General features: G+C 70.2%; 17 protein-coding genes and 1 pseudogene. 10 read left to right on the top strand and 8 right to left on the bottom strand.

The features are described 5' to 3' along the window. Positions 1 to 261 (bottom strand): annotated as a pseudogene (locus ACWDEN_RS45795) (DNA-directed RNA polymerase subunit alpha); the annotation flags it as partial. A gap of 402 nt (positions 262 to 663) precedes the next feature. Between ACWDEN_RS45795 and ACWDEN_RS45790 the strand changes: the two are divergent. After that, a complete protein-coding gene (locus ACWDEN_RS45790; RefSeq protein ID WP_351610607.1) occupies positions 664 to 1,032 on the top strand; it encodes a hypothetical protein in 369 nt (122 codons plus the stop codon). Positions 1,033 to 1,100: 68 nt separating this feature from the next. Here the strand turns inward: ACWDEN_RS45790 and ACWDEN_RS45785 are convergent, their stop codons facing one another. Beyond that, positions 1,101 to 3,998 (bottom strand): trypsin-like serine protease, encoded by a 2,898-nt coding sequence (locus ACWDEN_RS45785; protein ID WP_450863978.1) that lies wholly within the window; start codon positions 3,996 to 3,998, stop codon positions 1,101 to 1,103. 53 nt (positions 3,999 to 4,051) lie between these two features. Next, complete coding sequence (locus ACWDEN_RS45780; RefSeq protein WP_351610483.1) at positions 4,052 to 4,363, bottom strand: trypco2 family protein; 312 nt, start codon at positions 4,361 to 4,363, stop codon at positions 4,052 to 4,054. Between the two features lie 726 nt (positions 4,364 to 5,089). Between ACWDEN_RS45780 and ACWDEN_RS45775 the strand changes: the two genes are divergently transcribed. The 3 genes from ACWDEN_RS45775 (at position 5,090) to ACWDEN_RS45765 (ending at position 7,631) form a co-directional block, all read left to right on the top strand. After that, entirely contained in the window at positions 5,090 to 6,199 is a 1,110-nt protein-coding gene (locus ACWDEN_RS45775) for a type III polyketide synthase (RefSeq protein WP_450863976.1), read from the top strand. A gap of 136 nt (positions 6,200 to 6,335) precedes the next feature. Then, positions 6,336 to 6,845 carry a cupin domain-containing protein gene (locus ACWDEN_RS45770; protein WP_450863980.1) on the top strand — a complete coding sequence of 170 codons (510 nt, stop codon included), beginning with the start codon at positions 6,336 to 6,338 and terminating at the stop codon, positions 6,843 to 6,845. Between the two features lie 18 nt (positions 6,846 to 6,863). Continuing rightward, on the top strand, positions 6,864 to 7,631 hold the full coding sequence (locus tag ACWDEN_RS45765) for an NAD(P)H-dependent oxidoreductase (protein WP_450863974.1): 768 nt from the start codon (positions 6,864 to 6,866) through the stop codon (positions 7,629 to 7,631). Between the two features lie 217 nt (positions 7,632 to 7,848). Here ACWDEN_RS45765 and ACWDEN_RS45760 read toward each other — a convergent pair whose 3' ends face one another. From ACWDEN_RS45760 to ACWDEN_RS45750, 3 genes are all read right to left on the bottom strand, one after another. Next, positions 7,849 to 8,241 (bottom strand): winged helix-turn-helix transcriptional regulator, encoded by a 393-nt coding sequence (locus ACWDEN_RS45760; protein WP_351610491.1) that lies wholly within the window; start codon positions 8,239 to 8,241, stop codon positions 7,849 to 7,851. Between the two features lie 203 nt (positions 8,242 to 8,444). Next, positions 8,445 to 9,311: a phosphatidate cytidylyltransferase gene (locus ACWDEN_RS45755; RefSeq protein WP_450863972.1), complete on the bottom strand. Its 867-nt coding sequence runs from the start codon at positions 9,309 to 9,311 to the stop codon at positions 8,445 to 8,447. Continuing rightward, on the bottom strand, positions 9,308 to 10,756 hold the full coding sequence (locus ACWDEN_RS45750; protein WP_450863970.1) for an MFS transporter: 1,449 nt from the start codon (positions 10,754 to 10,756) through the stop codon (positions 9,308 to 9,310). The genes ACWDEN_RS45755 and ACWDEN_RS45750 overlap by 4 nt, the downstream gene beginning before the upstream one ends. 201 nt (positions 10,757 to 10,957) lie before the next feature. Here ACWDEN_RS45750 and ACWDEN_RS45745 point away from each other — a divergent pair, with 201 nt between their 5' ends. Further along, complete coding sequence (locus ACWDEN_RS45745; RefSeq protein ID WP_351610612.1) at positions 10,958 to 11,920, top strand: LysR family transcriptional regulator; 963 nt, start codon at positions 10,958 to 10,960, stop codon at positions 11,918 to 11,920. Positions 11,921 to 12,015: 95 nt separating this feature from the next. On the opposite strand, the gene ACWDEN_RS45740 is transcribed toward ACWDEN_RS45745, so the two are convergent. Both ACWDEN_RS45740 and ACWDEN_RS45735 read right to left on the bottom strand, forming a co-directional pair. Further along, positions 12,016 to 13,623, bottom strand: a complete 1,608-nt coding sequence (locus ACWDEN_RS45740; RefSeq protein WP_450863968.1) for an FAD-dependent oxidoreductase — start codon at positions 13,621 to 13,623, stop codon at positions 12,016 to 12,018. Between the two features lie 280 nt (positions 13,624 to 13,903). Next, entirely contained in the window at positions 13,904 to 15,469 is a 1,566-nt protein-coding gene (locus ACWDEN_RS45735) for a hypothetical protein (protein WP_450863966.1), read from the bottom strand. An 872-nt stretch (positions 15,470 to 16,341) separates the two neighbouring features. Between ACWDEN_RS45735 and ACWDEN_RS45730 the strand changes: the two genes are divergently transcribed. The 5 genes from ACWDEN_RS45730 to ACWDEN_RS45710 all read left to right on the top strand — a co-directional run bounded on the left by ACWDEN_RS45730 (position 16,342) and on the right by ACWDEN_RS45710 (position 20,915). Further along, positions 16,342 to 16,821, top strand: a complete 480-nt coding sequence (locus tag ACWDEN_RS45730) for a helix-turn-helix domain-containing protein (protein ID WP_351610505.1) — start codon at positions 16,342 to 16,344, stop codon at positions 16,819 to 16,821. 204 nt (positions 16,822 to 17,025) lie between these two features. After that, complete coding sequence (locus tag ACWDEN_RS45725; RefSeq protein ID WP_351610508.1) at positions 17,026 to 17,526, top strand: hypothetical protein; 501 nt, start codon at positions 17,026 to 17,028, stop codon at positions 17,524 to 17,526. A 5-nt stretch (positions 17,527 to 17,531) separates the two neighbouring features. Then, a complete protein-coding gene (locus tag ACWDEN_RS45720; RefSeq protein WP_450863964.1) occupies positions 17,532 to 18,836 on the top strand; it encodes an MAB_1171c family putative transporter in 1,305 nt (434 codons plus the stop codon). Beyond that, positions 18,833 to 19,717, top strand: a complete 885-nt coding sequence (locus ACWDEN_RS45715; protein WP_450863962.1) for a class I SAM-dependent methyltransferase — start codon at positions 18,833 to 18,835, stop codon at positions 19,715 to 19,717. Before ACWDEN_RS45720 ends, ACWDEN_RS45715 begins: the two co-directional genes overlap by 4 nt. Before the next feature lie 520 nt (positions 19,718 to 20,237). Beyond that, positions 20,238 to 20,915, top strand: coding sequence for a GOLPH3/VPS74 family protein (locus tag ACWDEN_RS45710; RefSeq protein ID WP_450863960.1), 678 nt, complete (start codon positions 20,238 to 20,240; stop codon positions 20,913 to 20,915). Positions 20,916 to 21,006 lie beyond the last annotated feature (91 nt).

The raw sequence follows: 21,006 nt of genomic DNA, 5'->3' as shown, positions 1-21,006 counted from the left end.
CGAGGAGACGACCAGCTGCTTGATGTTGAGGATCAGGTCGGTGACGTCCTCCTTGACGCCCGGCACGGTGGTGAACTCGTGCAGGACACCGTCGACCCGGATCGACGTGACGGCGGCACCCGGGATCGAGGAGAGGAGCGTACGGCGGAGGGAGTTGCCGAGGGTGTAGCCGAAGCCCGGCTCCAGCGGCTCGATCACGAACCTGGAACGGAACTCGTCGACGACCTCTTCGGTCAACGAAGGACGCTGAGCAATCAGCACGAGGTATGGCCTCCAGTGTTTGGCGCCCGCTATCTGACGCCGTGGTCCCCGAAGGGTACGGGCGGTGCCGCCTCCTATGAAGCTGAACCGCCCAACGCCGCCCCTCGGTCCTCGGACGTGTCTGCGGCGCAGCCCGAGGCTGCGGCCCGCGGCCATCGCACGATCTTCAGGAGTCCACACAACCCCTGATGATCACGCGTTGGCCGTTCTCATACTCACCCGGGCCCAGCGCAAGATCGCGAGGGCCGACCGGATGGGGATGGCGCGCTCTCGCCCGAGGCGGCTGATCCACCTGTCAATCCCTTTGCGCGACCGAACAGGTCGCCCCTAGCGTGCAAGCGCATAGGAACCGTGCGCCAGGGCAGCGCGCCACACGAATGAGGAGCAACCGCCGTGGGAACCATGGTCTCGGTCAGGGGCTGGCTGCAGTGTGACGACGGACAGCTGGCCCAGATCAAGGAGATCGTGGAAGCAGACGATCCGGAGCGCACCTACAGCGGGGGCTGGGCCTTCCCCGCTCGGCAGTACAACGACGTCAGGTGGGCCTTCTACGGGGGCGATATCCGCGCGGTGTCCCTCGACTGGTTCGAGGAGAGGTTGCGTCAGATCGCCCTCATCCCGGCTTCCTACCAGGATGACGAGTACGACGAGAGGCCCCGGGGGCTGTTTCTGGTCAGCCACGACGTCGACGGCATGAGCGAGTGGAGGGTCCACAACGGCGGCCTAGTGATAGGCCTCCCGGATGGGGATTACCACTACCTCGACGCCTAGCTAGATCACGAAGTCGCACTGGAGTACTAAGCCGGAAACGTGCCGCGGTAATGTCACGCAAGCAGAGGTCAACGCCGGAGCCACTCAAGTAGTTCGTCGTGGCGTACCTGGTAGACGGTGCCGGCCGACCTCAGCAGTCCTCGTTCATGGCACCAGCGGAGGAATGCGGCCAGGCGCAACGGCAGCTTCCCGCGGGTGGCCGAGATCAGGCCGAGGTACTGGCGACTGGTGACCGCGACAAAGCCAGGCCCGGCAGCCACACCGCAGGCCAGAGCCGTGATGACGGCGAGCGGCCAGGAAACTCGCAACCACTCGACGCTCAGCGTCCCGTAGAGCGTGAGGGCCACGACGACGGCACCGGACACCACCCCTGCCATCGCGTCATTGCGCAGTGGGGACAGCGGCGTGGGTACTCCGGGCGGATCCGGGTCCGGGTCTCCGCCGTTGTTGCGCCGAGCGGCTCGCAGCCCTGCGGGTACCCCCACCGCCAGCCCGATTGCTCCGGCTCCGCATCCCGCGGTGAGACCGATAAAATCGCCGAGTCGGCCGGCGAGGAACCCGGCCGCCACTGTCACCGCCAGGGCAGATGGGGTGCTGACCGCCACCAGATGGCGGCGGTCGATGTCCGCCCGCACCGACAGCGCAAGGCCGAAGCCGAAGACGGCTGCGAACCCGGCGCCGACTGCCAGCGCGAAGCCCGGACCGAACAGGTGCGTCAGCGGCAGCATGAGGACGCCGCCCAGTGTGGCACCCAGGGCGATCCGGCTCCAGCCGAGTCTGCTGCGTAGCCGCTGGAACAGGATTCGGCGGGGCTGGACGTATCGTGCACGTGCGTTCCAGACCGACAGCAGCGGCGCAGGGGTCAGCAGTGCGAGCAGTACTGCGCCAGGCAGTGGCAGGGCGTGGTTGTGGTGGAGGCAGGCCGCTAAAGAGAGCAGGGCGGGCAGCCAGCAGGCGACGGTGATCGCTGCGGCGGCATAGCGGGCGCTGCGCGGCCCGGCGACCGGCCACAGCGTATGGATGGCCAGGTCTCGGGATGGTACGACGGCACCGCTGCCGTCGGTCGGTGCCGCGTGGCCGCCGCGCAGGCTTGCGGTGAGCAGCCGCAGCCACTGAGTCACGGCTTGCGCCTGGTACGGCCGACGCCGGTCGGCCGGATCCGGCTCGCACAAGGACGGGATGAGTTCCTCCAGCAAGGCCGCATGCAGTTCTTCCTGCTCTCGGCCGCCCGAGGCTGGTACCCCGATGAAGGAGCGGAGTTTCGCGGCTCCGGCTTCCGTCTGCGATGCCAGTGATGCCAGCGTGAGCATCCACGGTGAGGACAGCACCGCGCTCGTGGCCGTCCCCGTTGCGAAGAGATCGTCCTTCAACTCGGCGAGCCGGGCCCTGTTCCTGGACCGCTCGTCCAGGAACCGCCGACCGTCGACGGGCTGGACCTCCTCGATCCGCACCGTCGCACAGTCCAGCAGACGCTGATCGGTGCGGCAGATCTCGGTGTACTCATCCGAACGGCAGGTCAGCGCCAATGACCCAGCGAACCGGTTGAGCTGGGCCAGCGCGGCGACGGCCCTGGGCCGTCCGCCGTCCGTAGGGTCCATCTCGTCGAGGCCGTCCAGGACCGGCATGATGCGCCCGGACGCCAACAAGTCCCGCGCCCTGGTCTCGGAACCGCCCAGGTACTCCTGACCCAAGCGAGCGCTGAACCAGTCGGCGAACGTCGCGCTGGTGTCCCACTCCGACAGGCCGACCGGCACCGGCACCGGACCGTCGTAGTGCTTGCGGGCGAGCACCCGATGGACGAGTTCATAGGCCAGGAGCGTCTTGCCCGAGCCGGGACCGCCCGTGATGACCAGGCGCTTCGGCCGGAGCCCGTCCAGGTAACGGGCGATGCCGTTGAAGTCCCCGCGAGGCCAGGCCCTGTCCGCGTCCCTGCCGCCCTGCGGCACGGTGACGAACGTGACGTTGATGGCCTTGCTGTCGTTGCCCAGCAGTTGCCAACGGCGTCGCTCCACCTCCCCCCGGACGGCCTCGCGCAGCCTTCGGACTGCAGCTTCCCGGTCGGCCCCTGCCGACCGTGGGCCACGGAGCCAATCGATGCCCCACCCGGCCAGAACGCCGGAGAGTGTCGATCCGATCGGCCAAGTGAGGCCCGACGCGGGCGGGGACAGCGCCAAGAGCGCCAGGATCGTCATCGTCCCTCCTGCGGCGGGCACCAGCAGCTTCTTCAGGCGGCGTCGTGAGGAGGGCGGCGGTATGGCAATCGGCGCGTAGTCCGGCTCGTCGTCGGGATCCGGAGACGCCTCGCCGATGTCCTCGGTGACGAAGTGGACACCGTGGTCACGCAAGGTCTGCTCGAATCCCGACAGTTCGGCGAGGCCGCTGACGGGTACGGCCTCCAGCACACCTGGCGCGAAGCTCTTCTCCGTCGTCACGACCGCGATCAGGTGCGGTCCGCACAGCAGCCCGGTCCCCGAGCTGCCGTGCCATCCCGAGCGGCTCGGCACGATGCCCACGTCGACATGCACCGTGGTCATCCGCGACTTCATGCCGTGCAACGGGTCCACATGGCCACGTATCGGCATGGTGTCCCGTGCGTGGTCGGGACGTGTGACCGCGTCGGGAAAGCCCAGTCCGAGGCAGGGCACGCGGTTCTTGCCCACGATCCGCCCGAATCGCACCGGCGGAGTCACCGGCGGTTGCCAGTCCGGCCCGGTGATCCGCAGCAGCGCACCGTCCGCGTCCGGCAACACCTCCGAAGCTGCTGCTTCCGGAAGCCACACCAGTTCGGCATCCGTCCAGTCCGTGCGGCCTTCCGGATCCAGCTGCCGGACCTCCACGCTGCCGCGCATCCGGACCCCGTCCACGACGTGGTGCGCAGTGAGCACCACGTCGTCACCGATCAGGTACCCGCTGCCCGACTTCCCGAGGACCGGATTCCAGATCTCCATGACCCGTGCCTGGTCCATCCCCCGTCCTGTTCCTCACCCGACCTGCTGTTCTCCACGCGGATCGTTCGCGGCTATTTCGGACGCTGCGGAGAGTCGGCGGAGATCCTCAGATCGTTGTCGTCGCCGTCGACCGGCTGCAGGGTGAGCTTGACGCGGTGGGTCCGGCCCACGCTTGCCGCACCATGGGCCTCAACCGTCCAGGGAAGAACGAAGACCTTGGCCTTGGCCCCGCCATCCTTCTTGACCTCCACGGTGAACTCGAGCTCCACCGGCCCGGTCCTGAATTTCAGGGGCTCCTCCCTGCCCGCTTCCATGGCGCTCTGCAACTCGGCACGAATCGCGCTGATGGTCTCCCCCAGCTCCGCCCATGGTTCCTGCGGCACGTCGGTACCCCCTGATGACTGACCCTGACGCCCGGACGACGCAAAGCGAGCGTGGCCGAACGTGCGCCGGCCCGATTCGGTTCGAACCTATCCGGTCCCGATCTCCCCGGGGGCCGGGACCAGCAAACACCTGCCGGATCGGTACGCGGTCGCCGTCGTAACGGCCGCGAAAACAGCGGATATCGCTGACCTGGGACGATGCCGCCCGGAGAGCCTGTTGTCTGGGGAGCACGCCGTGAGTGCTACGGCTCAGCCCCGTCGGCGGGCGGCCGGGTCGCTCTCGGCGACGTGCGCGGCGACCGCGTCGACGCCGGGGGGAGCACGGTCACCGGCGTCGGATACATGAGCAAATGCACGCCCAGGCCTCCCGACAAACGCCCGCGTGAAACACCTCGGTTAAGACAAGGGACACCGCGTGTTGTTGCTGGAGAAGATGAAGGGCGGCGGGCGGAAGAAGAAGCCGATCCCGCCGGTGGCGAGGGACGCGCTGCAGGATCGGCTTTCTGCGGCGGGCTTTTCGATTGCGGCCGGGCCGGATCCTATTGGCCGGGCCGGGGCCAGGCCAGTAGGACCCTTTGCGGCAATCATTTCCCTGTGTGGCAGGAATGCCTCTCGACGGCAAAAGATCCCTCTTGCAGGGGTAATCGAGGTCGAATAGGTTTCTGAGTGCTGTTCGGACTCCATGAATTTGGGTGCCCGAGGGACCGGAAACGACTGGGAGGGATTATGGCGACACTGTGCAAGCCGGCGGTGGCGGTTCCGGAGGATGTGGTCACCATGGAGCAGACGCTCGACATGGCGAAGCGGGTGCACGCGAAAAGCCCGAGCCTGAATCTGGCGTTGCGGCTCATCAAGAATACGGGTGTGGCGAAGCGTCATATCATTCAGCCGCTCGAGGAGACGCTCGCACATCCCGGATTTGAGATACGCAACAAAATATACGAGCGTGAGGCGAAGCGGCGGGTTCCGCCCGTGGTGGAGGAGGCCCTGGCCAACGCCGGTCTGGCGGCGCAGGACGTCGATGCCATCATCTATGTGTCCTGCACGGGCTTCATGATGCCGTCGTTGACTGCATGGCTGATCAACACCCTGGGCTTCCGGCCCTCGACGCGGCAGATTCCCATCGCGCAGCTCGGGTGCGCGGCCGGCGGGGCGGCCATCAACCGGGCTCATGACTTCTGTGCGGCGCATCCCGAGAGCAATGTGCTCATCGTGTCCTGCGAATTCTGCTCGCTGTGCTATCAGCCGACCGACGCGGATGTCGGCTCGCTGCTTTCGGACGGGCTGTTCGGGGATGCGGTGGCGGCCGCGGTGGTGCGGGGCAGCGGCGGCAGCGGGGTGCGGCTGGAGCGCAATGCGTCGTATCTCATTCCTCACACGGAGGACTGGATTTCCTATGACGTCAAGGACAGCGGATTCCATTTCCGGCTGGACAAGCGTGTGCCCGGTACGATGAAGCCGCTGGCTCCGGTGGTGCGGGAGATCGCCGAAAGCCACTCGTGGGACGTGGGGGCGCTGGACTTCTACATCATTCACGCCGGTGGTCCGCGGATTCTCGACGATCTGTCGAAGTATCTGGGAGTTGCGCCGGGCGAGTTCCGGTACAGCCGGGCGACGCTGACGGAGTACGGGAACATCGCCAGCGCGGTGGTGCTGGACGGTCTGCGGCGGCTGTTCGAAGACGGGCCGCTGCGGCAGGGCGCGCAGGGGGTGATCGCCGGGTTCGGGCCGGGGATCACGGCGGAGCTGGCGGTGGGGTCGTGGGTGCACGACCGTGCCGGCGCCGGGTTCCCGGTGAGGATTCCGGCCGGTATCGAGAACCCGCTGGCCGGCTGAGCCGGCTGGTTTCGCCGGGGGTGGCGCCCTTGCCGTGCGGGGTGGGGATGGCCGTCGTCCCTCGGTTTTGTTCCGTGTTCTTCACGTGCGTTTCCGCACACGTGCGTATGTATCGACAGGAGGACCGCTCGTGTCCCTGAGCGGATTGATCGTGCCGCCCGGCCAGGGCAAGAGGCTGGTGGCGAAGGCGCAGGACGTCACCTTCAAAGTGACGGGGGAACACTCCGCCTACGCGTCCACGTTCGAGGTCGTCGTGCCGCCGGGCTTCAACACCGGTGCCCACTACCACACGGACGGCGAGGAGCTGTTCTACGTGTTGGAGGGAGAGCTGGACATGCTGGCCTTCGAACCGCGGGAGCGGACGGAGAACTGGCTGGACTGGGAGTCGCCCACGGGTGAGCGGGCGGTGTCCGCCGGGCCGGGGAGTCTGATGTTCGTGCCGCCCGGGTGTCCGCATGCCTTCGCCAACCGCACCGACCGGCCGGCCCGGATGCTCTTCCAGTCGTCACCGCCCGGTGATCACGAGGAGTACTTCGACGGACTGCTGGAGATCTTCGCCTCTGAGGACCGGGTTGACCCGCAGGCCGTGGCGCGTCTGCGGGCACGGCATGACGTGCATCAGCTCACGCCGTTGTCGTACGGCTGAGGGGCCGAGGGGAAAGCCATGCACCGGATCCTCGCGCTCTCCGGATCGCTGCGCCGGCATTCGTTCAACACCCGTCTGCTGCGGGCGGCCGCGGCGCTGGCGCCTTCGGACATGACCTTCGAGTTCTTCGAAGGTCTCGCGGATGTGCCCTTGTACAGCGAGGACATCGACACCGATCCGGCGTTGCCGGCCGTGGCTCGGCTGCGTGCTGCGGTGGCGGGTGCGGACGGGCTTGTCATCGCCACACCGGAGTACAACCACACGGTTCCCGGCGTGCTGAAGAACGCCGTCGACTGGCTCTCGCGGCCCCACGGCCGCGGAGCCCTCGCCGGCAAGGGCATCGTCGTATGGGTCGCCACGCTGGGGCGGATGAACGGCCTGCGCTGTCTCGGTGATGCCCGTGCTCTGCTGAACGGGCTGGGCAACCTCGTGGTGCCCGAGCCGGAAGTGGTCGTCGCCTCCGCACCCAGTGCCCTGACAACGGGCCCGGACGGCACGGTGTCGCTGGCCGACGAGGTGACCGCCGATCTGGTCCGGGCGCAACTGCGGGTGCTCGCGGAGGTGCTGGACGCCGGCGCGCCGCAGGCGTTGTGGTCGGCGGTGCAGCGTCAGCGGGGGCACATCGAGCGGGCGCGGTTCCTGCCGTATGTGCGGCAGGGGCTGCGGGACGGGGCGGCACCGGAGGTGCTGGCCGAACGGCTGCACAGCGCGGGGCATGCGCCGGAGACGGTGCGGGTGTGGATGGCCGAGGCCCAGGCGGAGGCGGCCGCCGGGCGGGCTGGGTGAGGGCAGGTCGCCGGGCCGGGCGGCGACGGGTGGCCGGGCGCCCCGGGTGAGGGCAGGTCGGCCCCGACGCCAGGTGGGTGGCGGGTGACAGCCGAGGCCACGTGATCGCAGGCCGCCGCCCGCGCTGGGCGGTGCGCGGTGTGCCGAGTGCGGTGAGGAGGGCCTCGGGCCGGCGCTCACCGCACTCGGTACGTGCTCGTTCCCACGCCAGGCCGGCTCACACCATGCAGGTCTGCGGGTGGTCGATGCCGAGGTGGTCCTCGGCGGTGGCGCGCTGGTGCGCAGTGGGCCGGCCGGGGTGGGCGTCGGTGTCCTGGTGCCACCAGTCGGCGAACTGGGCGACGACGTCGAGCAGTTCGCGGCCGGCGGTGGTCAGGCCGTACCAGACGCGGATGGGTGGGCGCCGGGTCTCCACCCGGCGGGAGACGAGGCGCGCGTCCTCCAGGCGGCGCAGCACCCGGGTGAGCTGCTTGCGGTCCATTCCGGTCAGCCGTGCTGTTTCCGAATATCCCCGGGGACCGCTCTGCAGGGATGCCAGCACATAGAGGTCCCATTTCTTGGAGACCAGTCCGATGGCTGAATGCGCCGCTTGCAGATCAGTGACGTTCATGAGTTGCTGCCTCCTGTTGACTGTGAAGCAACGGGATCCCCGTGGGCGGCTTTTCGGTCATTGACGTCGCGCGTGTCTCGGCCCCCGCTGACGATCTTTCACTACTCGCACGTAACATGCAACGCTTTTAGTGGTGCAATAAAATTCTCCAATCCCTTGACCGGCGTACGTGTTGTCCCGGGAATTTCCACAAAGGAACTGTGTCACTGCGGTGCGCCGAGCATGAGCCAGGCGACGACGAAGGCGGGCAGGAGGGAGTCGAGGCGGTCCAGCAGTCCGCCGTGTCCCGGTAGCAGGGCGCTCATGTCCTTGATGCCCAGGTCGCGTTTGACGGCGGACTCCACGAGGTCTCCGCCGATCGCCGCCAGGGCGATGAGCAGGCCGGACAGCGCGCCCACCGGCCATGGTGCGTGGGCCGGCAGGCCGAAGGTGAGGGCTCCGGCGGTGGTCGCGGCCAGCAGTGAGCCGGCGCAGCCCTCCCAGCTCTTGCCGGGGCTGATGGCGGGGGCCATGCGGTGCCGTCCGAGCAGCGCTCCGGTCGCGTAGCCCGCGGTGTCGGAGGCTGTGACACAGGCCAGCACACCCACCACCAGGAGGACGCCGTGCCGCTGCTGTTCGAGCAGTACGGCGCAGCAGGCGGGCAGGCAGATGTAGCCGAGGAGCAGGAGGACGGCGGCGGTGTCGCGCACATAGCCGGCGGGGCCGCGGGTCACGCGCCAGGCCATGCAGAGCAGGACCGCGGCCGCCAGTCCGCGCAGCAGCCCTGCCTCACCGTCGTGCCAGGTCAGCCAGAGGGTGGTCTGGCTGCCGACGTGGACGGGGGTGAGGGCGGGGTGCAGGCCGGAGCGGCGCAGGGCGCGGCCGAGTTCGACGATCGCCAGCATCAGGGCGATGCCGGTCAGGAGGGCGAAGGCCAGCGGGGTGGTGGCCAGGGCGGTGCCGACCGCTGCCGCCATGAGCAGGCCGACCGTCACGGCCTGGACCAGGTTGCGCCCGCCGCGTCCGGGTGCGGAGCGGCGCTCGCCCGGGTGCGGGGTCACCGCTGGTGCGGGCTGCCGGGTGGTGATCACGATGCGGCCTGCCGGGTGCCGGTCGCGGTGCGCTGTGCGCGGCCCTGCCAGAGCAGGACCGCCAGGGCGGTGACGGCGACGAGGGCGGCGATGACGCGGTAGCCCTGGGCCATCGCGTCGGTGAACGCGTGTACGGCGGCCGTGTGCTGGGCGGTGCCCAGGTGGTCGGCGGCGGTCATCGCGTCCGAGGCCGAGTGCGCGCTGCCGGCGACGGCCGGCGGCAGGTGGGCGAGGAAGTGGCTGGTGACGACGGTGGCGACGACGGCGATGCCGACGGCGCTGCCGATCTCGCGGGCGGTGCTGTTGAGCGCGGATCCGAGGCCGCTCTGGCTCTTGGGCAGGGCGGCGACGATGCCGCTGGACAGGGGCGGGGTGGCCAGGCCCATACCGGTGGCCATCACGAGCAGGTCGATCGCGTAGCTCCAGTACGGTGTCGCGGAGGTCGCCAGGGACAGCAGGACGAGCCCGGCGACGATCAGTGTCATGCCGGCGGCCACGACCCGGCGTGTGCCCCAGCGGGCGGCAAGCCGGGCGGCCCTGGGCGAGACGAGTTTCATGCACAGGCCCTGCGGCAGGATGGCCAGGCCCGTCTCGACGGCGCTGAATCCCTTGGCGTAGTGCAGGTACTGGGCGTTGAGGAAGAACAGGCTGAACATGCCGAGGAAGGCGCCCGCCACTCCGAGGGTGCCCGAGCCGACCGCGGGTGTCCTCAGCAGCCTCAGGTCGACCAGGGGGTGGTCGCTGCGCAGGGAGTGCGCGGCGAAGAGCGTGCCGATGACGGCGGCGGCGGCGAACGCCGCCAGGACCGGGCCGGAGGTCCATCCCAGCTCGCGGGCCTCGATCAGCCCGAACAGCAGGGCGGTCAGGGTCGCCACCAGCAGGAGGGTGCCGGGGACGTCGGCGCGGACGCGGTGGGGTTCGTTGTCGGGGGCCCATCGGGCGGCCAGCACGGCGAGCAGCGCGGCGGCCGGGACGAAGAGGGCGAAGAAGGCGGGCCAGGAGAAGAACTGCAGGGTGGTGCCGGCGAGGAGGTTGCCGAGCATGCCGCCCAGCCCGGTCGCGCCGGACCAGGCGCCGACCGCCTTGCCGCGCTCGGGGGGCGGTGTCACCGCGAGGGAGAGGGCGAGGGTGGCCGGCATCACCAGCGCCGCGCCCAGGCCCGCTACGGCCCGGCTGATGAGCAGGGCCGTGACGTTCGGGGAGAGGGCGCAGCCCAGGCAGCCCAGGCCGAAGACGGCGAGTCCGCCGAGCAGCACCGGCTTGCGGCCCAGCCGGTCGCCGAGCGCCCCGGCCGGGATGAGGAGCCCGGCGAAGACGAGCAGGTAGACGTCCACGATCCATACCAGCTGGGTTGCCGAGGGGTGCAGTCCGCTCCCGGACAGCTGGGGGATGGCCAGGTTGACGCCGGAGACCATGGCCTGGACGGCGATGACGGTGGCGTTCATCAGGCGCGGGACCGTGCGCCGTGCCGCCCGGCCGGGAGCGGTGCCCGTTCCCCGGCCCGCTTGCCGCCTCGCCTCACGGCCCTGGTCGGCCTGTGGCCTCGCTGCGCTCTCTGCAGTCATGTCCTTCCCTTCTCCTACGGTGCGTCAACGACCGTAGGAACGTGGGAAGATAACTTCAAATGCATGGTCGTGATGCATAAGATGCGTGCCGTGCATACGAAGTTGGACCTGAATCTGCTCGTCGCGCTCGACGCTCTGCTGGAGGAGTGCTCGGTCACCGCGGCCGCCGACCGCCTGGCCGTCTCCGAGCCGGCGATGAGCCGCACGCTGGGACGGATACGCAAGGTCGTGGAAGACCCCGTCCTGGTCCGCGCCGGACACACCATGCAGCCGACTCCCAGAGCCGTGGCGATGCGCGCCGAGGTGCGGGCGCTGGTGCGGCGCGCCCACGCCGTGCTCGCCCCGGCCGGTGAGACGGACCTGGCCGCCCTCACCCGCACCTTCACGATCTGCGCCAACGACGCGATGGTCACCTCCGTCGGCGACCACCTGCTCACCTGCGTCGAACAGCAGGCCCCGGGCGTGACGCTGCGCTTCCTCGCGGAGCCGCCCGGCGACCACACCGGGCTGCGGGACGGCAGCATCGACCTGCAGATGGGGGTTCTGGGCCCGCTCGCGCCCGAGGTCCGTACCGAGCTGCTCACCACGGACCACACCGTGATGGTCATGCGCCCCGACCATCCGCTGGCCGAGGGGGAACTCACCGCCGAGCGGGTGGCCGGCGCCCGGCACATCGTCACCTCACGCCGCGGCCGGCTGAACGGGCCGCTGGACGACGCCCTGGCCGCGCTGGGCCTTGGCCGCCGAGCCGCCGTGGTCGCCCCGACGTTCGCCGCCACGCTGCTGATGCTGGCCAACCGGCACGACATGATCGGCCTCTTCCCCTGGCGCCAGTACCGCATCAACGTGCGCACCCTCGGCCTGGTCACCCGGGAACTGCCCGTCCCCCTGCCTCCGCTGCACCTGTCCCTCGCCTGGCATCCGCGCGACGACTGCGACCCGGCCCACCAGTGGCTGCGCTCCCGCATCCGCAGCTCCGTCAGGGCGGTGCTGGAACCGGACGCCCTGCCCGCCGCACCACCGCCCCAGGCGGCCGTGCAGTGACCGGAGCCGGGGCGAGGTGCCCGGTACACGGCCTGCCCGCATGCCACAGGGGGGAGGCGGGTCCGCCTCCCCCCTGTGGACCGCACGACGGGCCGTCAGGCCGTGCCGCCGAACCAGCGGCGCAGGGCCTGCGACAGGGACGGCCGCCCCTGTGCGGCATCGCCGGCGACACCGACCCAGGCGATGCACCCGTCCGGCCGGAGCAGCACCATCTCCAGCGCCTCGAGATCGGCGTACGACGCGGCCTCCGATCCCCCCGCGTCCACACCCCTGGTGTCCGGGACCACGCTGACCGGGTCGACCTGCGCGGACCAGCCGAGGGGCGGGCGCCCGTTCAGGCTAAGCAGCAGACCGCGGCCGCCGCGCATCAGCTCGGCCACGTCCGTCTCCAGCCCCTCCCCGTCCGGCCCGGCCTCCCGCATCCTCAGCTTCCAGTTGGGGCTCAGCGTGCCCACCAGCGGGTGCGGGTCGCCCAGGTCGTAGCGCTCGTCCAGGCCCGTGAGCATGTTCCAGAGGTGCTCGTTGACGTCGTCGTGGCGCATGAGGGCGGCGAACAACGCCCGCAGCTCGCTGGTGTGCTCGTCGGGTCGCATCAGCGCGGTCTGCGCCCGGGTGCTGTGCATCAGCCGCTGCCCGGCCGGCCGTCGCTCCGCGGCGTAGGAGTCCAGCAGGCCTTCCGGGGCCCGGCCCGCCACGGCCGCGGCCAGCTTCCAGCCCAGGTTGACCGCGTCCAGCAGACCGACGTTGAGCCCCTGCGCGCCGAACGGCGGATGCACGTGCGCGGCGTCGCCGGCCAGGAAGATGCGGCCCCGGCGGTACTCCCTGGCCTGGCGGGCGTTGTCGGTGAAGCGGGCCGGGGCCTTCACGGACAGCACCTCGACGTCCACGCCGCTGGTGCGGCGCATGCTGTCCTGTATCTCCGCCAGCGTCACCGGTGCGTCCTTGTCGGCGGGGGGGCCGTCGAACTCGACCGTGAAAACCCGCTTCACACCGAGCCCGTAGGCCAGCATTCCTCCGGGACTGCGGTGCCATCCCAGCCGCAGGGCGCCCGGCTCGGCCAGTTCCACCACCGCCTGGCGGCCCGTCAGAGTGGGTCCGGTGCCGTCGAACTCGATGCCCAGCAGTTTGCGTACGGTGCTGTGTCCGCCGTCGCAGCCCGCCAGGTAGGAGGCGCGCACCACCTTCTCCCCGGTGGGGGTCGACAGCCGCGCGGTCACGCCCTCCGCGTCCTGGTCCAGGCCGATCAGCTCGTGCTCGCGGCGGACTTCCACGCCCAGCCGGTGGGCGTGATCGGCCAGCATCAGCTCCAGCGCGTACTGGTTGACCGCCATCCGCCGACGCTGGGATCCCTTGACCCGGTCCGGCTCCAGGTATTCCAGGCCGGCGAAGTGGTTGGTGGGCCCCAGCCGGACGGCCGAGGGGGGAAGCTGCGCGGGGTCGTCGACACCGGCCGCGGCTGCCGCCATCGCGGCCACCTGCCGGAATCGCTCCTGCTCCACCGCGGTCAGCCGCTCGCCCAGGCCCCGCCGCTGAAGTGCCTCGACCGCGAGGGGCCCCAGCACCCCGGCCTTGATCGTGGTGTCCGCCTCGGCCCTGCGCTCTATCAGGAGCACGGACGCGCCTGCCGTACACAGTTCGGAGGCCAGCAGCAGCCCTACCGGACCGCCGCCCACCACCACAACGTCGTAATTGGAACTGATCACCGCGCCACCCTCCCGACGCTCGCCCGGATCGCTCACCCGGGGTGCGTTAATGCGGACCCGTACCGGTCGTCATGCCGTCACCGAAAAAATGCGGGCTCCCCACGGGGGTAAGGGGAGCCCGGGTGCTGTCAGTCACCGAGAAATACGGTAGGACGAAATGAGCGGGACAACCAATAACGGGAGAGCATGCGGTGGATGCGCCGAACGCATTCAACGGGAATTCCCCGGCCGGTAATTCGGACCGGTGAGCACACGCCGGAACCGCACCGGGGAAAGCACATCATTGCGTTCCCGGAAGAGGCGTGCCACCGGCGGACTGTGCGAACCCGGTGAGTTCCTCGCGGCAGGGCTTGCACAGTCCGTCGGCGAGCGCCGGCCCGAGCCGCAGGATCCGGCAGCCGCACGCCCCGCAGTTCCCGCGGGGCGCGTCTGTCGCGGCCGGCTCGTGCCGCGTGCGGGCGCCGGTCGCCGGCCGCGGGGAGGTGCGCCGGTCCACGGCGATCTCCGTGCACACCTCGCACCGTCGCCCGGTCGTCCACAACAGCCCGGACTCGCAGTCGGCCAGACCGCAGCCCCAGCGGGGCAGCGCCACGCCCAGCAGCCAGCGGCCGGGATCCCTGATCTCGGTCGGCGAGGTGCGGGCGAAGCGCAGCCGCAGGCGGGCACGCAGGCGGTCGGGGTCCGTGCCGGCGCGCAACTGACGGCCCACCTCACGGGCGATCCGCCGTACCACGAACACACTGCCGATCTGTGCCAGCAGCCGGTGCACCGGCTCCAGCGCCGCGTAAATCTGCGGACTCAGGGTGAGCTGCGGCCCTTTGTACGGCGGTGCGCTGCAGGGCGGCCGGCCGTACGGCGGCGAGCCCTTCGCCCTTTGACCGCTGCGCGTGGCATCTGCCCTCGGTGCGGTGGCCGGGCCGGGTCGAGCGGTGGCCGGCTCGCCTACGGATGTCTCGCCTACGGGTGTCTCGCCTATGGGTGTCTCGCCTACGGCGGGTGAGGGCCTGCGGCCCGTGTTCTCCGGTCGGTCAGTCCTAGGTGATTCCTCATCCGCGAGCGATCCGTCACCGCCTGCCGTACCCGATCCCTCACCGGACCGGGCGGACGTCGTCGCCGACGCGTCGGCCGCGAGAGCCGCCGCGGGGCCTCGATCCGTACGGTCCTGATCCGCATGGCCTTGCTCGGTACGTATGTGAGCGTCGGCAGGCTGCTCCGTGGGCACGGCGGCGGGTGCGAGGTGCTCGACGAGGAAGCGGTGTCGGCCCTGCGCCCCGGCGCGCCGCTGCACGCAGACCCACTGGGCCGCCTCCAGGGCGTCGACCACGGTCGCGGCGGCCGCGGCCGTGAGGGGCTGCCCGGCACGCCGGCCCCGGTGGTGGCGCAGGAACCCGGCGAGGTCGCTCAGGCCGAGCGGGATGCGCTGTGCCTGGGCGAAGGCGAGGATGGCGTAGGCGCGCAGTTGACGGGGGGTGAGGTTCTCGCACGCCGCCACCGGCAGCCACACGAAGCGCTCCTCGGCCCGCAGCGGACGCACCCGCCGTCGTGCCGTCGTACCGCGGCCGCCCGGAAGGGAGCGCCGGGTGTTCTCCGGAAGCTCCACCACGCCGTCGGGCGCGGGCCTGCGCAGATGGGCGATGCCCCGTTCCACCGAGGCCTTGGACAGACCGAGATAGCGGGCGAGGGTCGCCGCTGCCGCGGTGCAGCCCTCCGGCCGCAGCGCCAGCGCCTTGATCTTCACGTAGACGCTGAGCGAGACATCGGGGTAGTGAGCCGAGGCCACCAGGCGCCACGGCACTTTGACGCGCTGACGGACACGTGAGGTGCGGGTGGCGGGGCCCGTCGTCATGGCCACCGCGACGACGCGCGCACGACGGGGGCGTGACCGGATGTCACCGAGCCCTTGCCGCGCCGGGCCCGTAACCGTCGGGCATGCGGGGGCGGCACGCGGAGTTCACCCGGTGGATTCGAATCGCGTTCGGGGTGACACGAGGCAGCGTGGTGCTGCATGATGACCAACGTCCTTCGTGTGGCTGCACTGGGACAGGCGAAGCCTTCAGGCTTCGGGGTTCTGGCAGGAACCCGACTACACCGCTGGCCGGCTCCGGTGGCACCCGGAGGGGACAGCGCTGCCGCGGGGCCCTGGCAGGCCTCGCGGTGAAGGGACCCCGGCCGTGGATGACTGGCATCATCAAGCGTCCGGGCGTCCTGTGCTTCGGCCCTCTCGCGGGCCCTCCCAGGGTCAACGCATCGTGGCCTCCGGGGAGTTGGGCGCGTCCGGGCGCCGCGTGGTGAGGAGCGCCGGAACGCGGGGTTCGCGGTGGCACCCGTACCCCGCGGAGCGTTCCGCGTCTTCCGTGTCTTCCGTGTCTTCCGCGGCCTCCGTGTCTTCCGCGGTTTCCGCGGTTTCCGCGGCTCCATCGGTGACGGGCTCGGTGCCGGACTCCGTGCCGGACGAGGCGCCGCTCGCCTCGCGCGAGTGACACAGCGGAAGGTGGCGGCGGCCGGCGGCCGGAGTCCTCCGGCCCGCGTCACACCGAGGTGAGAGAACGTGAAGGCTGGTCAGGGGCCTGCTACACACACTGTTCTGATGCCTCGTCAGCATGTGTTCATCACCCTCTCGTGAGCCCCCGCTCCACACACGAGGACCATAGGCCCCCTCCAGGCCTGGTTGCAACATGTTGCGCCTTTAGAGCAGCATGGTGCACCAAGGAGGTGGCGATGGAGCAGCAGCAGGCAACCGGAACGTCCGCGCCGTGGACTCTGGACGACCACGTCCACGCGGCGAAGACCGACATCGCCGCGCGGCTTCGCCACATCCGCCGGCATCACCCCGAAGGACCGTTCAGCCTGGCCAGACTCGCCGAACTCGCCGGGGTGTCCAAACGCACCCTGGCGTCGGTGGAGTCCGCCGAGGGCGCCAACCTCACCATCGAGACCCTGGTGAAGGTCGCGCACAGCCTCGGCATCCAGCGCTGCGCGTACTTCCTCGACGAACAGGTCTTCCAGCAGGTCAACAAAGAGCTGGAACTGCTCGGGCAGTTGCGGGAAAGCAGGGCACACGGCCTTGCCCTGAGATCGTCGCATGCGGCGCCGGTCGCCACGACCACCGACCAGGTCTCGCAGCTCCTCGCCGGCATCATCGAGGCCGCGGCTCAGGCTCGCGACTCGCTGCGCGGCGTGCCGCCGACCAGCGACTAGGCCCAGGCCTTCGGTCTCCAACCCCCCACCAGCACAAGACACCGACAACGCACCCCGTGCCGGGCTCCGTCCGGGCGCGTGACGGCCGGCTCACGTCCGGCGGCCACGGCCGGGAACCACGGCACAGGGCCCCGGAGGTGTGGCGACCCGCCACCTACAGGACCTCAGCTGCCTCGGTGTCCGACCGAAAAGCAAGGCGACACCATGACCACACGGAAGGTTCGCAAACGGTGCCAGGCGCTCGTCGGCGCGCTCGACCTGCCCAGCCCCTTCTCCATCGACGCTCTCGTCGAGGAACTGTCGGCGCGGCGGGCCCGGCCGATCCGGATCCTCACCATGCCCATCAGCTCGGCCGTCAACGCCTGCGGGCTGTGGATCGCCACCGACACCAGCGACATCATTTTCGTCGAGGAGAAGACCACCAAGTTCCATCAGGAACACATCGTCCTGCACGAGATCGGGCACATCCTGTGCGATCACCGCATCAGTGACCAGGAGACCCTGGGCGCACTCAGTACGCTGCTGCCGAGCATCAGCCCGGTCATGATCGGCCGGCTCCTGGCCCGCACCAACTACACCACTGAACAGGAACAGGAAGCCGAGCTGGTCGCCAGCCTGATCCGTTCCACCTCTTGCATACGGGCCCCCTCGCCGTCGGCGGGTGTGCGCGGCGCACTCGAGGCCGCCCTCGGGATCCGCAGGTAGTGGCCATGGACATACGATGCGTGCACCAACTCGGCTGCACCGCAGAGCTGTTGGGGGCGATGGCGCTGTGGCTGGTGATCCTGCTGCGGCTGCCCTCGGCCCGCCACTCCCACCAGCAGAAGATGCTGCTGATCGCCGTGACCGGCCTCGCGGGGTCGATCACCGTCTATCTCGACCCCGTCTCCGCCGCACTGAACCGCACCTTCGCCTTCGCCCAGAGCTGCGGCCTGTTCATGAACGCGTGGGGCGTGCTCAGTTCGGCCCTCATCCTCGACTTCGTCCTCGCGGCCATGTCGCGGCGCCGCCCCTGGCTGGTCTACGGCCCGATGATCGCGACGAACGCGGCCCTGGTCGCGCTCAACTACACGGCCGCCCCGCATGCCGGTTGTGTCACCGCCGAGGCCGTCCCCTGGTACAGCCCCTTCTGGTGGCTGCTCATCACCGCCCACCTCGTCGGCACGATCCCCTGCGCCGTGCTGTGCGTACGCTACGGCCGCAGCGCCCGCGACGACCGGCCGTTGCGCACCGGACTGCTCCTGCTCGCCGCCGGCTTCGCCTCGTCGTGCGTGTTCTGGTGCGTCGTCCTGGCCTTCCTCCTCGCCCGCCCCACCTGGCTGGGCGCGCTGTTCCCCGACAACATCGGCCTCACGGCCTGGCTGATGACCGCCGGGGTCGGTCTGCCGCTGGCGCTCACCTCGCATCGCACGGCCTGTGACGCAAAGGCCCTGTGGCGTTTGCACCCCTTGTGGCGCGACCTGGTCGAAGCCGTCCCGCACGTCGTTCTGGACCGACCGCGTACCCGGATCCGTTCACTGTTCGGCAGCCCGCAGACGATCCGTCTCCGGCTCTACCGCCAGGTGATCGAGATCCGCGACGCCCTGCTCCTCCTGCAGGACTATGTGACGCCGGAGACGGTGGAACGCGCCCGCCGCCATATCAAGGCCCAGAACCTGCCCGAGGAACAGGTCGAGCCGGCGTTCACCGCGTGCTGGCTGCGGGCCGCCCTCCGGGCCAGGGCCGGCGCGGGCACTCCCCGCCCGAACCCACTGGCCACCGCGAGTCCGCGGGACGACAACCTGCGCAGCGAAACCGACTTCCTGCTCGCCGTCCTGCGCTGCCGCGCACTGCCCGCCGTACGTTCCTTCCCGCTGCCGCCCACCGCGACCGGCCCCGGCGTTTCCGATCCCACCGCATCCGGTCCCGCCGGGCCGGCTCCCGGCGCATCCAGCCCCGTCACGCCGGACCGCACGGGCCGGCACGTGCCGACCGCCGCCCCGGCCACCCCTCCCACGAACAGGCGAAACCCGTGACACAACGCCAGGCCACCACCCCCTACAGCACCGGCATGCTCGGCAACGACGACCCGCGCGAACGCGACCGCCTGGAGTCCATACAGCGCAGCGTGGACACGTTCACCACACACATCATCGACGGCCTCCCCGTCCAGGCATCCTGGAACTGCCTGGAACTGGGCGCGGGCGCCGGCTCCATCGCCTACTGGCTCGCCGCCCGCTGCCCGGAGGGCCGCGTTGTCGCGGTCGACCTCGACACCCGCCACCTCGAGGCCGGCCGGGCCGCCAACCTGGAGATCCAGGAAGCCGACATCACACGGCACGACTACGCGCCCGGCACGTTCGACCTCATCCACGCCCGCTACCTGTTCTGCCACCTTCCCGACAGGGACCGGATGATCGCCCGGGCCGCCGGCTGGCTCTCCCCCGGCGGCTGGCTCGTCGTCGAAGAACCCTACGACCTGCCACCCACCGACTCCCCCTTCCCACTGGCCCAGCGCCTCCTCACCGCCTACCAGCAGACCTGCCGGCAGCACGGCGCCGACATGACCTGGGCCCGCGGCCTGCCCGCACTCCTCGCCCGCAACGCACTGACCGAGGTGAACTACACCGGAAACCTCGGCCGTATGGGGGGACTCGACAAGGACCGCTGGCGCCCGCTCATCGAGCGGGCCGCCCCCGCCCTCCTGGCCGGCGGCCTCGTCACCGAGGCGGACCTCGGCGAGTTCACCGAACTCCTGCAGGACCCGGCGTTCATCGACATCCCCCAGATGACCGTCTCCGCCTGGGGCCGCCGCCCACCGCACACCCCAGCAGGAGTCCACACGGGTTCGGATCCTGCCCTCTCCGCCCCTGCAGCCGACACTCACCCGGACGACCGCCCGGTGAGCGCGGGCTGACGCCGAGGGCCGGGATCAGCTGGTGCAGGTGTCGAGCTCGAGGACAGCGCCGTCTTCTCCTTGTCGGTGGTGGTCGGCTTCCAGACCGACTTGTGGGTGCGGTCCTTGGCGTACGTGCGTGCACCGGGGCTGGCCCACGGTCCGACTCGAGGAGTTCGCGGACTCCGACGCGATGAGCAGTTGGGGGGTCGTTCAGGTCGTTGCCGAAGGCCTTGCGCTGATCCGGACTCCAGGTGCCGGCACCGAAGCGCCAGGCCTCGGCGAGGGGGACCGTGTGGTCGATGGTGGCCTTGGCGACGTCGGTGACTGCGCCCCACATGGACGAACTTCTCGATCCCGCATTCGGTAGGCGCGCCAACTGCTGGATGTACTGCGGCACTTCGGCAGGACCGATCGCGACTGGGGCGCCCAGGCCCGTCGTTCGCCGCCGAACTCACAGCTTGTAGCGGTGTGTCACAGAGCCTCAACAAGTGGATCCGAGCCGCCCTTTACGGCCGTCGTCACAGTGCAGGATGGGCCCATGGCCGGTCCGCTGACGCTGCCCGAGGAATTCGCACTGCTCTCCCTCGCCGAGACCGGAAAAGTGATCGACTCCGGACAGGCCGAGGTCGGCTGCGCGGTGGCTGAACTAGGCGAGCTCGCGCTGCGCGGCAAGCTGGCGGTCCGGACGCGCAAGTCCACCGTGTTCGGCCTTGACGCGTATCGCCCGTACCGGGCCGAGATCGAGCTGGTCAACGCCGACTCCACCGGCCTGGCCTGGGCCGATGAACTGCTGGCCGAACTGGCGCACGCGGGCGAGGTGGTGGTGCCCTACAAGTGGGTGCGGCGGCGGCGCATCGCGTTCCTGCAGCATCGCGGCGCGCTGGTCGGGCGCGGTCTGATCCGGCGCGTGCCGGGCAGGGGGCTGTTGCGGCGGGAGCGGTACTACCCGGACCCGAACGTGCGGCATGGGCTGATCGAGGCGGTGCGCCTGGCCAAAGCCGGAGAACATCGGTTGGACGAGCACATGATGTTTCTTTCCGACATGGTGACCGCAAGCCAGCTGAACAGGGACCTCGGAGGTTCGTGGCCCAAACGGCACATACTGGACCGAGCTCGCGGGACCGGGGCAGTGGAGTCCGTGCCCGAGTCGCTGCGGGACACCAGCGCCGTGCTCGTCGCGCTTGTGCCCAAGCGGTCGCGGAACCAGGGCGGCTAGGTGTATTGATCTGAAGCGTTGTTCACACGGCTGATCGGTGGGTGGCCGCCGAGTGCTGTGTGGCAGCGGTGGTGGTTGTAGGTGTGCAGGA

The sequence above is a fragment of the Streptomyces sp. NPDC001153 genome (assembly GCF_053598315.1).
Note: the sequence above shows the minus strand (reverse complement) of the source record. Positions and strands in the feature narration are given on the sequence as shown.